Source organism: Paraburkholderia sp. EG286A (genome assembly GCF_040965375.1).
Taxonomy (GTDB): Bacteria; Pseudomonadota; Gammaproteobacteria; order Burkholderiales; family Burkholderiaceae; genus Paraburkholderia.
In genome coordinates this window covers 127,580-142,529 of sequence record NZ_JBFRCB010000010.1, presented here as the reverse complement: position 1 = coordinate 142,529, position 14,950 = coordinate 127,580, and the positions used below count along the sequence as shown (strand labels likewise).

At 67.0% G+C, this 14,950-nt stretch carries 11 protein-coding genes; 5 read left to right on the top strand and 6 right to left on the bottom strand.

The window, feature by feature from the left end; genetic code table 11:
* Window positions 1-19: 19 nt before the first annotated feature.
* Window positions 20-1,060: a phosphate acetyltransferase gene (gene pta, locus AB4Y35_RS35540; protein WP_368708086.1), complete on the top strand. Its 1,041-nt coding sequence runs from the start codon at window positions 20-22 to the stop codon at window positions 1,058-1,060.
* Entirely contained in the window at window positions 1,057-1,818 is a 762-nt protein-coding gene (locus tag AB4Y35_RS35535; RefSeq protein WP_368708085.1) for a sulfite exporter TauE/SafE family protein, read from the top strand. The genes pta and AB4Y35_RS35535 overlap by 4 nt, the downstream gene beginning before the upstream one ends.
* Window positions 1,819-1,878: 60 nt before the next feature.
* Here AB4Y35_RS35535 and AB4Y35_RS35530 read toward each other — a convergent pair whose 3' ends face one another.
* The 4 genes from AB4Y35_RS35530 to AB4Y35_RS35515 form a co-directional block, all read right to left on the bottom strand.
* Window positions 1,879-3,606, bottom strand: a complete 1,728-nt coding sequence (locus AB4Y35_RS35530) for a cobalt chelatase (RefSeq protein WP_368708084.1) — start codon at window positions 3,604-3,606, stop codon at window positions 1,879-1,881.
* A complete protein-coding gene (locus AB4Y35_RS35525) occupies window positions 3,603-4,592 on the bottom strand; it encodes an AAA family ATPase (RefSeq protein ID WP_368708205.1) in 990 nt (329 codons plus the stop codon). The genes AB4Y35_RS35530 and AB4Y35_RS35525 overlap by 4 nt, the downstream gene beginning before the upstream one ends.
* A 62-nt stretch (window positions 4,593-4,654) precedes the next feature.
* Complete coding sequence (locus tag AB4Y35_RS35520; protein WP_368708083.1) at window positions 4,655-6,124, bottom strand: amino acid permease; 1,470 nt, start codon at window positions 6,122-6,124, stop codon at window positions 4,655-4,657.
* Window positions 6,125-6,266: 142 nt separating this feature from the next.
* Entirely contained in the window at window positions 6,267-7,682 is a 1,416-nt protein-coding gene (locus AB4Y35_RS35515) for an NAD(P)/FAD-dependent oxidoreductase (RefSeq protein WP_368708082.1), read from the bottom strand.
* 381 nt (window positions 7,683-8,063) lie between these two features.
* On the opposite strand from AB4Y35_RS35515, the gene AB4Y35_RS35510 reads away from it, so the two are divergent.
* From AB4Y35_RS35510 to AB4Y35_RS35500, 3 genes are all read left to right on the top strand, one after another.
* Complete coding sequence (locus AB4Y35_RS35510) at window positions 8,064-8,927, top strand: IclR family transcriptional regulator (protein WP_368708081.1); 864 nt, start codon at window positions 8,064-8,066, stop codon at window positions 8,925-8,927.
* A 197-nt stretch (window positions 8,928-9,124) separates the two neighbouring features.
* Window positions 9,125-10,762: a GMC family oxidoreductase gene (locus AB4Y35_RS35505; RefSeq protein ID WP_368708080.1), complete on the top strand. Its 1,638-nt coding sequence runs from the start codon at window positions 9,125-9,127 to the stop codon at window positions 10,760-10,762.
* Window positions 10,763-10,900: 138 nt separating this feature from the next.
* Window positions 10,901-12,220: an MFS transporter gene (locus AB4Y35_RS35500; protein WP_342922356.1), complete on the top strand. Its 1,320-nt coding sequence runs from the start codon at window positions 10,901-10,903 to the stop codon at window positions 12,218-12,220.
* A gap of 39 nt (window positions 12,221-12,259) precedes the next feature.
* On the opposite strand, the gene AB4Y35_RS35495 is transcribed toward AB4Y35_RS35500, so the two are convergent.
* Both AB4Y35_RS35495 and AB4Y35_RS35490 read right to left on the bottom strand, forming a co-directional pair.
* Window positions 12,260-13,267, bottom strand: a complete 1,008-nt coding sequence (locus AB4Y35_RS35495; RefSeq protein ID WP_368708079.1) for a GTP-binding protein — start codon at window positions 13,265-13,267, stop codon at window positions 12,260-12,262.
* Window positions 13,264-14,940: an amidohydrolase gene (locus AB4Y35_RS35490; RefSeq protein WP_368708078.1), complete on the bottom strand. Its 1,677-nt coding sequence runs from the start codon at window positions 14,938-14,940 to the stop codon at window positions 13,264-13,266. The genes AB4Y35_RS35495 and AB4Y35_RS35490 overlap by 4 nt, the downstream gene beginning before the upstream one ends.
* Window positions 14,941-14,950: the final 10 nt, after the last annotated feature.

Genomic DNA, 14,950 nt, shown 5'->3' with positions numbered 1-14,950 from the left:
TCCATGAGCCCATGACACCATGAAAGCCCTTAACCGTATCGTCGAAAGCGCACGCCTCGCGCCCATGCGCATCGTCCTGTGCGAAGCCGATGACCCACGCGTGCTCGCCGCCGCGGCGCGGGCGCACCAGGAGGGCATTGCTCGCATCATGCTCCTCGGCGACCCGGGCGCGATCCGCGCGGCCGCCGCGCGCGAGTCGGTCGAGCTCGGCGAGATCACGCTGATCGATCCGCAAAAAAGCCCATGGCGCACGGCCTTCGCCGACGAACTGGTCACTCTGCGCGGCGCCAAAGGCATGACGCCCGCACTCGCGTGGGAGGAGGCCGCGAAGCCGCTCGTCTTTGCCAACCTGATGGTGCGTCTCGGCCACGCGGACGGGTCGGTGGCGGGCGCCGTTCATACCAGCGCCGACGTGGTGCGCGCGGCCATCCAGCTGATCGGCGTCGAGCCGTCGTTCAAGCTCGTCTCGAGCTTCTTCCTGATGATGCTGTGCGAGCCGTTTCATCGCTACAAAGGCGGCCTGATCTTCTCCGACTGCGCGCTCGTGGTGGACCCCGACGCCGCACAGCTCGCCGAGATCGCCATGGCCGCCGCCGACAGCGCGCGCAGCCTGCTGATGGAAGAGCCGCGCGTCGCGATGCTGTCGTTCTCGACCAGCGGCAGCGCCCACCATGCGAGCGTGGACAAGGTGATCGAGGCGACGCGGCGCGTGCACGAGCAGCGCCCCACCCTTTGCGTGGACGGCGACGTGCAACTCGACGCGGCGCTCGTGGCGGAGATCGCCGAGCGCAAGATCGAGCATTCGCAGTGCGGCGGCCACGCGAACGTGCTGGTCTTCCCGAATCTCGACGCGGGCAATATCGGCTACAAGCTCGCCGAGCGTCTTGGCGGCGCGAAGGCCATCGGCCCGCTGATGCAGGGCCTGAACCGGCCCGCCAACGATCTCTCGCGCGGCTGCTGCCCCGAGGACATCTATTACGTGATCGCCACGACGGCGGTCCAGGCGCAGACGGCCCGCCAACGCGACGTCACCCACTCGAAGGAACCCCACGCAGCATGACGCATGAGAAGGTCCTGGTGCTGATCGCCGTGATCGGCGCAGCCAGTTATTTTCAGACGATCACGGGCTTCGGCCTCAGCATGATCGTCATGGGCGCCACGAGCGGCTTCAGCCTCGCGCCGCTCGCAAGCATCGCCACCTTGCTGAGTCTGGTCACGCTCGCGAACAGCGCGACTGCGCTGCCCGGCAAGCTCCACCATATCGACTGGCGGGCCGTGGGCGCGGCGACGCTCGGCGTGCTGCCTTCGGTCGTGGTGGGCGTGATGGTGCTCGACTACCTGAGCGCCTCGGCCTCCGGCATGCTGCAATTGCTGCTGGGCGCCGTCGTGCTATATGGCGGACTGAGCGCCGCGCTGCGGCCCGTGCCGCTCGCGCAACGCTCGGGCGACCGCAGCTTTTTCGTGAGCGGCGTGTGTGGCGGCCTGCTGAGCGGCATGTTCGGCGTGTCCGGGCCGCCGCTCATCTTCCAGTTCTATCGCCAGCCGCTCAAGCTGATCGAGATTCGCTGCGCGCTGATCCTGCTCTTCACGGTCACGTCGCTTGTGCGCGTGCTGTTCAGCGCCTGGGAGGGCGAGCTTCCCGCTTCGATCTGCATCGAGGCCGCGCTCGCCGCGCCGGTCGTGATGCTGATGACGCTGGCGGCGCGCCACTACCCGCCGCCGCTGTCTTCCCTCGCGATGCGCAGGCTGGCATTCGGCGTGCTGATGATCATCGGCGCTTCGCTCGTGCTGTGCGCGGTGAAGGAGCTGATGGTGTGATGTGAGCGGGTGATGGCCCGCGCAGGAATCGATGACTGTGCGCAGCCCGCCGCCATTGCGCTAACGCGGCGCCCCAATCCATTGCGCGAGATCGATCAAGCGGGCCATATCGAGCGGCTCGCCGGAGTCGAGCGCGACGCAATGCCGGTAGTACGGACTGAGGTCCAACCCGACGCCCAGCCCGATCACGTCGACGTCGCGCATTGCCTCGTGGCGCGCGACCACCTCCTTCAGGTGATTGTCGAGATAGAAGGCGTCGTTCGTCTGCGCCGTGGCCGTGTCCATCGGGCTGCCGTCCGAAATCACGACGAGAATGCGCCGCGCCTCGGTGCGGCCCGCGAGCCGCGCGCACGCCCATTCCACGGCCTCCCCGTCCACGCCCTCGCGGAACAGGTCCGCCTTGAGCAGCGCGGCGATGGCCGGGCGAGCGCGCCGCCAGCTCTCGTCGGCGGACTTGAACACCATGTGGCAGGTCTCGTTCAGGCGTCCCGGATGCGGCGGCCGCCCGCCCGCGAGCCAGTCCGCGCGCGCCCGGCCGCCGTTCCAGGCGAGCGTCGTGAAGCCGAGCACTTCCGTCGCGATTCCCGCCTGCTCGCATGCGCGCGCGAGCAGATCGACCATCATCGCAACGGGCTCGATATGCGCCTTCATCGACCCCGAGCAATCGATCAGGAAGCCCACCACACAATCGCTGCGCGGCTCGTATCGCTCGCGCCTGAACACGCGCCGCTCGGCGGGCGAGCTGACAACCTGCGCGAGGCGTCTACCGTCGATGCGGCCGTCCTCTTCACCAAAGAGCCAGCCATCGCGCTGCGGTACCGCAATCGCCATCTGCAGCGCGCGCGCCAGGCGCGCGACATTGATGCCGCACGCGGCGATGCGCCCGTCGAGCCGCTCGCGATACTCGCGCAGCAGCACTTCGCGCACGCGCGTGGCGGGCCGGATCTCGCGGTCGTACTGCGTCGTGTATGCGCGATAGCCATTCGCCGCCTCGGCCAGCACGCGGCTCACGCCGGTCGGCGCGAGCGCGGGCAGCTCGACGCTCGTTTCGTCGAAGTCGACCCATAGCGAGAACGACGTCAAGGCGTCGTCGGCTGCGCGGGCTTCCTCGGCGTCGTCCCCTGCATGTGCCGCGCGCGCGTCTTCGAGCATCGTCGCGACGCGGCGCGCCAGCTCGCGGGCATGCGCCGCATAGGCGCGCTGATCTGCGCGAGTCACGCGCAGCCCGGCAAGCTGCATGCCGATCTCGGGCACGATGCCGGCGCGCGTCGCTTCGATCAGGTCTTCGGTCTCGTCGAGCACGGGCCAGCCGCTCACGCGCGACCAGACGATCTGCGCCACCGTATAGAGCAGGATGCCGAGATGGCCTTCGGTCAAGCCCGCCCGGCAATACGCGCGCGACCACGTTTCGAAGCGGTGCCGCAGGTTGTGCGCGAGTCCCGGCATGCCGGGCGGCAATTGCGCCTCGCAGCGCACCTGCTCGAACAGCTCGAACAGCAGGCGCTCGATCGGGGCGTCGGGAGCCAGCAGCCGGTGCAGCGCCGCGTCGGAATGGAGAAGCCGCTGTGCGGCGGCGTCGGCGGCGCCACGCAGCGAGGCGAACTCGTCCTCGTAGACGTTGCTGCGCAGATGCGGCGCATAGAGCGGCAAGGGCCGCGATTCGCGGCAAAGCCGGCCGCCGCGGTAATGCAGCGCGGCGTCGCCGGTGAGCGCGCGCACGGCGGCCGCGCAGAGCGACTCGCGCCGCAGCGCGGTGCGCACGGCCTCGGGCGTGGGCGTGGCACTCACGCGCGCGGCTCCCGCGGTTCGCCGCCCTCGCCGCCCTTCGCGGTGGACGCTGGGTCCAGCTCGACGCCAAAGCAGCGCTGGTAATACTCGGCGACGATCGGCCGCTCCGCCTCGTCGCACTTGTTGAGGAACGTGAGCCGAAACGCCAGCGCGGGATCGCGGAAGATCTGGCAGTTCTCGGCCCAGTCGATCACGGTGCGCGGCGACATCAGCGTGGAGAGATCGCCGGTTGCGAAGCCTTTGCGCGTCATCGCCGCCATGCTGATCATCGAATCGACGAGTTGCCGGCCCGCGTCGTCGGTCATCTCCGGCACGCGGGCGAGCACGATGCCGGCCTCCTCTTCGCGCGGCAGGTAGTTGAGCGTGGCGACCACGTTCCAGCGGTCCATTTGCGCGTGGTTCAGCATCTGCGTGCCGTGATACAGGCCGTTGAGATTGCCGAGGCCGATCGTATTGGTGGTCGCGAAGAGGCGGAAGTGGGCGTGCGGGCGGATCACGCGATTCTGGTCGAGCAGCGTGAAGCTGCCGTCGCGCTCGAGAATGCGCTGGATCACGAACATCACGTCGGGGCGACCCGCATCGTATTCGTCGAAGATCAGCGCGACCGGACGTTGCAGCGCCCACGGCACGATGCCCTCCTGGAACTCCGTGACCTGGCGGCCATCGCGCACCACGATCGCGTCCTTGCCGACGAGATCGAGCCGGCTGATATGGCCGTCGAGATTCACGCGCACGCAGGGCCAGTTCAGGCGCGCGGCGACCTGTTCGATATGCGTGGACTTGCCGGTGCCGTGCAGCCCCTGCACCATCACCCGCCGGTTGCGCGTAAAGCCGGCGAGTATGGCGAGCGTGACTTCGGGGTTGAAGCGATAAGCCTCGTCCACGTCCGGCACGTGGGCGTCGCGCTCGCTGAAGGCCGGCACCATGAGGTTCGAATCGAAGCCGAAGCGCTCGCGCACCGACACCATGCGGTCCGGCCCCTCCATCGCGCGTTCCGTGGTCATCGCGTCCTCCTTGTCGCGTTCATGACTGCATGCAGACTGCGGCTTCATTTGCCGAAGCGGCCCGCGCCCGATTCTGTCGTGGCGGGCGTCCACGTCGCGAAGGACGGCGCGTAGTCGCGGGCACGCTCGCGGATGCGCGCGCGGCGCTGCAGCCATGCGTAGGTGACGAGCAGCACGGCGAGGCTCGCCACGCCGAGCCAGAGCGGCTTGCGCTGCTCGGGGATGAACGCCATCGCCACGAGAATACCCACCATGCCGGCAATCGCCACCCACGTGAGGTAGGGGAAGCCCCACATCTTCACGCGCAGCTCGCCAACGGCCGCCGGATCGAGGCGCTTGCGCAGGCGCAGTTGCGACAGGGCGATCAGCAGATAGACGAAGATCGCGACCGTGCCATACGAGTTGACGAGGAACGCGAACACCGTATCCGGCGACACGTACGACATCACGACCGACACATAGCCGAACACGGTGCCGAGCAGGATCGCGCGCACCGGCACGCCGCGGCGGTTGACTTTCGCGAGCGCCGCGGGTGCGTCGCCGTGGCGGGTCAGTGCGAACAGCATGCGCGAGGCCGCATAGAGCCCCGAGTTGAGCGCGGAGAGCACGGCGGTCAGCACGATCGCGTTCATGATGTTCGCGGCGGCGGGCAAGCCCATCACCTGGAGCGCGCTCACATAGGGCGTCGACATGGCCGGCGAATTCCACGGCACGAGCGCGACCACGAGCAGCACGGAACCCACGTAGAACACGAGCACGCGCGTGATGACCGAGTTCGTGGCCTTCGCGACGGCCTTGGCGGGCTCGCGCGCCTCGGCCGCCGCGATCGTGACGATCTCCGCGCCGAAGTAGAAGCCCGTGGCCGCGACGGCGCCGCTCAATACCGGCCCGATGCCCTTCGGCATGAGGCCGCCATGGCCGAGCAGCGTCGGCAATACGGCGGTCGTGTGCAGCGACGATGGCCACAATCCAAGCACATAGAGGCCGCCGAGAAAGAGGAAAACGATGATCGCCGCCACCTTGATCGAGGAGAACCAGAATTCGAATTCGCCGTAGCTGCCCACCGAGATCAGGTTCGTTGCGCTCAGGAGCACGAGCAATACGAGACTGATGAGCCAGGCGGGCGCGTCGGGTAGCCAGAACTGGACGAGCTTGGCGCCCGCCACCGCCTCGACGGCGACCACGATTACCCAGAAGTACCAGTACATCCAGCCGGTGAGGAAGCCGGCCAGCTTGCCCGGTCCGCGCCAGGTGGCGAAGGCGAGACGTGCATATTCGTAGAACGAACCGACTGCGGGCATGGCGCAGGCCATTTCGCCGAGCATGCGCATCACGAGTACGACGAGGCCGCCGGTGATGAGGAAGGAGAGGACGGCGGCCGGGCCTGTTTGCTGGATCACGACGCCGCTGCCGACAAAGAGACCGGCGCCGATTACGCCACCGAGGGCGATCATTGTCATGTGGCGCTGTTTTAGGCCGCACTTCAGTTGCTGGTTGTCCATCGGGGGTTGCATGTCACCTCCACAGATATCGGATTCGATTTTCTGGTGCGCCTTTTTGGGTGGCGCTTTTTTTTGTTTGTTTTTTTGTTTTGTGGGTTTTCTTGTTTTCGCGTCGGTACGGACGCGAACACAAGAAAACCAAAAAAACCAAAACTCAAGCCTTCTCATCCCGCCTGAAATACTGCAAATAAAGCATCCTCTGCCCAATCCGCCGGAAGGGCGCAAACGGATGCCCAGGCAACGGCGTAGTAAAAATCGGCAGCGTAAGCTGTCCACCCTTACCTGCGATACGCTCAGCAAGCCTTCTCCCAGCCTGCTGCGAATAAGACACCCCATTCCCCCCATAGCCAAGTGCATAAAACACCGATTGCCGGGGATCGGGCTGACACACCCGAGGCATCATGTCGTGGCTCACATCCACCCAGCCCCACCACGAATAGTCGATCTGCACGCCACGCAGCGCCGGAAACTTGCGCGCCATGCCCTCCTTGAGCAGATCGAGATGCCGCGGATTAGGCGCATCCTCACCGGTAATCGCGCTGCGGCTGCCAATCTGCAACCGCCCATCGGGCAAGAACCGATAGTAAAAGCGCAGCGTGCGCGTATCCGTGAGCACCTGCGTCGTGCGAAAGCCGCACGCGGCGATCTCGGCTTCGGTAAGCGGACGCGTAACCATCGAGTTCGAGAGAATCGGCATGACCTTGCTGCGCAGCGTGGGATGCAGCGTCTGCGCCGTGTACGCGCCGGTCGCGATGCCCACCGCGCGCGCCCGCACCACGCCGCCCGGCGTGCGCAGGTGATGCACGCCGTTGATGGTCTCCCATCCCATCACCGGGCTGCTCGTGTGGACCTTCGCGCCAGCAGCACGTGCGAGGCGCAGATACCCGAACGCGAGCTTCAGCGCATGGATGCCGATCCCTTCGGGCTCGTGCAGCGCGCCGGCCGCCTCGTGGTCGTCGACGAATTCGCGGCGAAACGTCTGCGCGCTCAAAAGCTCAGACGGGTAGCCGAATACGTCCTTCCAGACCTTCGCCTCGGCGGCGAGCTTCGCCATGATGCGCGGCCGGTGTGCGATCAGGAAGTGGCCGCCCGGCTGCGGATCGCAATCGATCTCGGCAACGAGTTCCTTGAAATGATCGAAGCCCTGCTGGATCTCGTCGTGCATTTTCAGGGCGACATCCTTGCCCCAGCGCTCGATCCATTGCGAGCGCGACAGGCGGCCCGAGGCGTTCTGCCCCTGTCCGCCATTGCGGCTGCTGCAGCCCCAGCTCGTGCGGTTCGCCTCCAGCACCACGGCCTTGATGCCATGCTCGCGTGCGAGGCAGAGCGCCGTGGCGAGCCCCGTGTAGCCCCCACCGATGATCGCGACATCCACGTCGAGATCCCTCGTGACGGGGCCGTCGTCGGCAGGCGGGCTGCCCGCCGTCGCGACCCAGTAGGTCGGCGCGTAATCCTTGCCGACGCCAGGGCCCGGCGAGACGAGCGGATCGTACCTGGGGTCGTACTTCGTGGAGCCGGTATCGCTCGCGGCAAAGCCGGCGGCGGCGGGATCGACTGTGCTGTATCCCATGATCATTGCTCCACAGGCTTCGTGAAGACGCTTGCACGCTCCGCTACGAAAGCGGTTCCTGCCGACTGCCTGTTCGTCATGCCTGTCTCCTGTCGAATAGAGTTGGCGCCTGGCGCGTCACTCTGATTCCATGCAAAGCTGTCGTCGTTTTTGGCGCTCTGTTGGGAAAAATTCTAGGCAGACCCGCATTTCGGAGGTAGAGCCAGTGGCCCGCTATCGCCTGGTACAGCCTGGTCCAGCGGCCTCATCCAGCAAGGGGATCATTCGCATGACATATCGGGGTAATCCGCTACGTAACGCCGCGAACTTTGCGCTCATACTGAAAAAAGCCCGGAAACTCGAACAATTCGTTTCATTTCCACGCCCTTCAGGAGGAGACCGATGCGCGACACAGCGCGAGAGACGACGCAACCCCCAACGCCAAACGGGGCGCACGACCACGCCCCCGCGCTGCGCGAAGAATCGTCGGCGGACGACGCCCGCGTGCTGCGCGCGCTCGTGGTGCTGGAGCAACTGGCGTCCGCGGGCCAGCCGTACACGCTTTCGCAGTTGTCCGCCCGGCTGCATATTCCCAAGGCGACATTGCTGCGGCTCATCGATTCGCTGGAAGCGCGCGGCTACGTGATCCACATGCCCGATTCGCGTGGCCACGACCGCAGCATCGCGCTGGGCCCGCGCGCGGCGCAGCTCGCGCTCGCCACGCTCGCCAACAACACCTTCACGCGCTCGTGCCGCGTGTTGCTGCGCACATTGGTGGAGTCGCTCGGCGAAACCTGCAATCTCACCGCGCTCGACGGCGACCGCGTGCTCTATATCGAGCGCGTCGAGACGACCGAGCCCTTGCGCATGGAGATGCGCCCGGGCATGCACGTTCCGCTGCACTGCACCGCGAGCGGCAAGCTGTTTCTCTCGCAGATGAGCGTGCTCGAGCGCAACGCGCTGCTCGAACGCCTCGTGCTGACGAAGATGACGCACCGCACCCTGACCGCCCCCAAGGCGCTCGCGGCCGAGCTTGAACAGCTCGCGGTGCGCGGCATCGGCATCGACAACGAAGAGTTCGTGCGCGGCATGGTGGCGATTGCGGTGCCGGTGCGCGACCCCGCCAGCAAACGCGTGCTCGCCGCGCTCGCCGTGCATGCCCCGACCGCGCGCGCGACCCTCGAGGAACTGCTTGAGTCGGTGGGCCGCATGAAGCAGACGGCGAGCCGACTTGCGCCGCTGCTTCAGGGGCTCTCGCTCGCCTGAGCGGGCCCCGGCGCGTCGCCCCTTCGGCGGTAAAACGGGCGCGCTTCGTTATGGCTTTCTGATTCCGTTTCGGCAGTTTCCGTTTCACTTTCGGCCCGCGCGCACGGTCGCCGCTTGCGGTCGGCATCCCCTTCCCCGACATTGATCCGAAAACGCGGCGCGTCATGCCGCCCCTGGATTTCGAGGAGACGGGATTCATGGACCATGAGGTCGACTACCTGATCGTCGGCGCCGGATCGGCCGGTTGCGTGCTTGCCCACCGGCTCAGTGCCGACGCGCGCAACGCCGTGCTGCTGCTCGAAGCGGGTGGCGAGGACAACAATCCGTGGATCCACGTCCCGGTCGGGTACTTCAAGACCATGCACGACCCCGCGCTCGACTGGTGCTACCGCACCGAGCCGGACGAAGGCGTGGCCGGCCGGCAGATCGACTGGCCGCGCGGCAAGGTGCTCGGCGGATCCAGTTCGCTCAACGGCCTGCTCTACGTGCGCGGGCAGCGTGAGGACTACGATCGATGGGCGGCGCTCGGCAATCGCGGCTGGAGTTATGCCGACGTTCTCCCGTATTTCAGGAAGTCCGAGGATCAGGAGCGCGGCGCAAACGCCTGGCACGGCGTCGGCGGACCGCTGAAGGTCTCCGACCTGCGCCTGCGCCGGCCCATTGCCGATCACTTCATCGCCGCCGCGCAGGAGATCGGCATCCCGCTCAATGAGGACTACAACGGCGCGGTCCAGGAAGGGGTCGGCTACTTTCAGCAGACGGCCTATAACGGCTTTCGCTGGAGCACTGCGAAGGGTTTTCTCAAACCCGCGCGCAAACGCAGCAATCTGATCGTGGAAACGCGGGCGCAGGCGAGCCGGATCCTGTTCGAAGGGCGCCGCGCGGTCGGCGTGGAGTATCTGCAGGACGGTGTGAAGAAGACTGCGCGGGCGCGCGTCGAGGTCATTCTCGCTTCGGGCGCGATCGGCTCGCCGCAAATTCTTCAGCACTCCGGAGTGGGTCCGGCGCACGTGTTGCGCAACGCAGGCGTTGCCGTGCTGCACGACCTGGCGGGCGTCGGCCAGAACCTGCAGGATCATCTGCAGGTGCGGCTCGTGTTCCGCACGCGCGAACGCACGCTCAACGACGAGGTCAACCATCCGTTGCGCAAGGCGTGGATCGGCTTGCAATACGCGCTCTGGCGCACCGGGCCGCTCACGCTGGCGGCCAGCCAGGTGGCGATCTTCACGCGCTCGAACCCCGCGGTCGAGCGCCCCGACATCCAGTTTCACATGCAGCCGCTGAGCGCCGACAAGCCCGGCCAGGGCGCGCATCCGTTCTCGGCATTCACGGCGTCCGTCTGCCAGTTGCGGCCCCATAGCCGCGGCAGCGTCGAAATCCGCTCCACCGACCCGCTCCAGTACCCGGCCATTCGCGCCAACTACCTGTCCGATCCGCGCGACCATCCCGTCGTGATCGGCGGCATTCGCGTGGCGCGCCGCATTGCTGCCGCGCCGGCGCTTGCGCCGCATATCTTGTCCGAGTTCGTGCCCGGCGAGCAGTATCAGAGCGATGCCGAGCTGCTCGATGCTGCACGCCAGTTCAGCCAGTCCATCTATCACCCGGCGGGCACCTGCAGGATGGGCCGCGACGCGACCGCGGTCGTCGACGAACGCCTGCGCGTGCATGGCCTCGCCGCGCTGCGCGTCGTCGATGCGTCGATCATGCCCGAGCTCGTCTCGGGCAACACCAACGCCCCCGTGATCATGATCGCGGAGAAAGCCGCCGACATGATTCTCGAGGACCACGCGAGCCTCACCGAGCCGCAACGGGAGCATGCCGAGGCCCACCCCTGAAGTCACCACGCTCAGGGGCACAAGCAAGTAGTCCAAGCAGCACTGAAACGATACGCAGCAAACAAAGGATACCTGACGAAAATACCTGCTTTTCAAGGAACCGCACCGCACCAGGTGCGCCCCAACAAGGAGACAGCCATGAACGCATTGCCCCGCACCGACGCCAGGCAGATGAGGCGCGTGGTCGTCGCGAGCCTGATCGGCGCGACCATCGAGTGGTACGACTTCTTCCTCTACGGCGTCGTAGCCGGCATCGTCTTCAACAAACTCTATTTCCCGAGCGGCGATCCGCTCATTTCGACGATGCTCGCCTACGGCACCTTCGCGGTGGGCTTCCTGAGCCGTCCGCTCGGCGGCATCGTGTTCGGTCACTTCGGCGACCGGCTCGGCCGCAAAAGCATGCTGATCATGACGCTCTCGATCATGGGCGTCGCCACCGTGCTGATCGGCACCGTGCCGACCTATGCGCAGATCGGCCTGTGGGCGCCCGCGCTGCTGCTCATCCTGCGCGTCGCGCAGGGCCTGGGCCTCGGCGGCGAATGGGGCGGCGCCGTGCTGATGTCGTTCGAATACGCGCCCGAGGGCAAGCGCGGTCTCTATGCGAGCATTCCGCAGATCGGCCTCGCGATCGGGCTCTGCCTCGCGTCGGGCGTGGTCGCCCTGCTCTCCTCCGTGCTCAGCAACGCGCAGTTTCTCGCCTGGGGCTGGCGCGTCGCGTTCTTCCTTTCCTTCGCGCTGGTGGCGATCGGCATGTATATCCGCCTGCGCGTGCTGGAAACACCGGAGTTCGAACGCGTGAAGCAACAGGGCGCAGAAGTCCGTGTGCCGATCGCCGAGGTGCTCTCCCGCTATCCCGGCAACGTGCTCGCCGGCATGGGCGCACGCTTCATCGACGGTGTGTTCTTCAACGTCTTCGCCGTTTTCACGATCGCCTATCTCACGCAGACGCTCAAGCTCTCGCGCACCGACGCCCTGCTCGCCGTGATGGCCGCCGCTTTCACGATGATCTTCACGATTCCGTTTTTCGGCCGTCTTTCGGACCGCATCGGCAGGACCCGCATCTATTTCTGGGGCTCGCTCTTCACGGGCTTGTCGTCGTTCTTCGGCTTCTGGCTCATGAAGCACAGCGGCGGCTCGCCTGTGTTCGTGTGGATCGCCGTGATCATTCCGCTAGGCGTCATCTACGCGTCTGTGTACGGACCCGAGGCGGCGCTCTTCGCGGAGCTGTTCGACGCCAACGTGCGCTACTCCGGCATCTCGTTCGTCTATCAGTTCTCCGGCATCTTCGCGAGCGGCATCAGCCCGATCATCGCGACCTGGCTCTTGCAGCGCAACGGCGGCGATCCGTGGCTCATCTGCCTCTACACGATGTTCGCGGGTCTCGTGAGCGCGCTCTCGGCCGCCTGGGTGGGCCGCCGCCATCACACGCGGCATCTGGCCATCAGCGGTGTACGGTGAAGAGTTCGCCGCGCTGCACGCGCGGCCTTGAATGTGGCGCTACGCGGCGGCATGCACGCAACACGCGAGCAGTCCGTCGCGCAACATCGCTTCGGTTTCCAGATCGATGAAGCCGATGAAGACGATGACACTCTCCGCGCTCGCCGCCGCATGCTCGCTCTGCGCGGGCGGCGTCATGCGCAGCCGGCGGGCAGCGACCTGGCACACGCGGGTGCTGATGCCGCCATCCGCATCGGCCACGCGCACGAAACCCTTCGCGCGCAGGATCGTGCGCGGCAGCGCCTTGAGCCACGCACGCAGGCGCGCCTTGTCCAGCACGTCGGGCGCGGCAAGCGTCACGCTTGCGAAGGCGGGCAACACGCCGGCGTTCGACCCGAGCGGCTGGTGCTGCCAGCGCCTGGCATCGGCGAGCGCGCGCGTTTGCGGCAAACTCGCGTCGAACAGCAGCGCGGGCGGGACGCGGCCGTGATCCGCGGCCACGACGATGTCGGTGGGCGCAAGCGCGCGCACGTCCGCGACGGCTCGCTCGCGCGCACCGGCCTCGATCAGATCGAGCTTGGTGACGATCACGGCGCTCGCGCTGTCGATCTGCTGCTGCGCCATCGCGCCGACCAGCGGATCGGCGAGCGTGTGCACGAACTCGAGCGCATCCGCAATCACGAGCACCGCCGTGAGGCGAAACGCGCCGTTGAGCAAACCCACCTGGGCGATCTTCGCCGGGTCGGACACACCGCTCGCTTCGATCAGCAGGAGGTCTGGCCGCTCTTCGCGCGCGGCGAGGCGCGCGAGTGCATCGACGAGCGCACCGCCGATCGTGCAGCAGATGCAGCCGTTGTCGAGCTCGATCACGTCGTCGCTGTGCGCGCGCACGAGCCGGGCGTCGATATTCACGGCGCCGAAGTCGTTGACGAGCACCGCGATGCGCTTGCCGTGCGGCGCCTCCAGCAGCTGGTTGACCACCGTGGTCTTGCCCGCGCCGAGGTAGCCGCCGATCACCGCGAGGTCGATCGGCGCGCGCTCGGTCGCGGGCGTGGCGGCGGGATTCATCGCGGGGCGCGCATGACGCGTCCGCCGAGCACCGTGCCCCACACCGGCACGTCCTTCAGCCGCTCGGGCGCACAGGTGCTCGGGTCTTCGTCGAGCACCGCGAAATCGGCGAACTTGCCCACCTCGATGCTGCCGATCAGGTGATCGAGGCACAGCGTGTACGCGGCGCCGAGCGTGATCGCATGGAGCGCCTCATCGACCGTGAGCCGCTCCGCCTCGCCCAGCACGCGGCCGCTGGCCGTTTCGCGCCGCACCGCGCACCACGCGGTAAACAGCGGGCTCAACGCCGTGATGGGCGCGTCCGAATGCAACGCGTAGGGAATGCCCATGCGCTGCGCCGAGCCGGCCGGGTCCATGCGGTTCGCGCGGTCCGGGCCCATGGTCTGGCCGTAGTGCGCATCGCCCCAGTAGTAAATGTGGTTCGCGAAGAAGTTCACGCACAGGCCCAGCGCGCGGATGCGCCGCAACTGCGCCGCGTCCGCCATCTGGCAGTGCTGCAGCGTGTGCCGGTGGTCGGGCCGCGGATGACGCGCGAGCAGCGTCGCAAGCGCGTCGAGCACGACCTCGGTCGCTTCGTCGCCGTTCGTGTGGATATGCAGCTGCAACCCTGCGCAGTGGTACGGCTCGAACACCTCGACCAGTTGCGCGGGCGGAATCAGCCACAGGCCGTTGGGCTGCCCGCCCGCATAGCCTGGCCAGCGCACACGCGCGGTGAAGCCCTGGATCGAGCCATCGACGATGAACTTCACCGGCCCGAAGCGCAGCTTGTCGGTATTGCCCGCCATCGCCTCGAGCACGCCGGCCGCGCTCTGCGCGGGATTACGCTGCGGCGCGAACGCGGGCACGATGCGCACCGGGTAGTCGGGGTCGGCCGTGACGCTGTGCAAGGTCCGGTTGCCCTGGGGCGAGAGGTCGTTGACGAGATCGGTGGCGGTCGTCACACCCGCGAGTTGCGCAACGCGGCCGAAATTCCAGACCGCGTGCGGCTTCTCGCTGGCCGCGATCGCGAGCTTGCCGCCAATCACCTGGTAGATCGGGAACATCGCCGCGAACTCCTGCAGCTCGCCCGTGGGCCGGCCCTGCGCGTCGCGCGCGATGCCGTCCACGTCGGTGTCCTCGTCGATGCCGGCGAGCGCGAGCATCGCGCTGTTCACGTTCATCAAATGCACGCTCGCATGGAGAATCGCGATCGGGCGGCTCGCCGAGACCGTGTCCAGTTCGCGTGTCGTCAGACGCGCCGCACCGAAGTAGATCGGATCGAAGCCCCACGCGAGCAAAGGGCCGTCTTCGGTCATGGCGCGTTCGGCTTCCGAGAGGCGTTCGAGCACCGCGTCGAGCGTGCGCAGCCCGTGCCACAGCTTGCCGTCCGGCCCGCGACGGTCGTAGTAGCCCACGTAGACCGCATCCCATACCGCGCCTTCCATCAGGTGGCAATGCCCTTCGACGAGCCCCGGCATCAGCACCTTGTCGCGCAGCGTGTCGTCGCGCGTGCAGGCGCCGTATTGCGTCTCCCACCGCGCGGCATCCTCGCTCGTGCCGACCGCGAGAATGCGCCCCTCGCGCACGGCCACGTGCGTCGCGTGCGGCTGGCCGGGGTTGAGCGTGAGGATGCGGCGCGCCGCGAAAACCGTGACCGGCTGACCGGCAGATGAAGACGAGGCTTGCGGATTCATTGACAGCTCA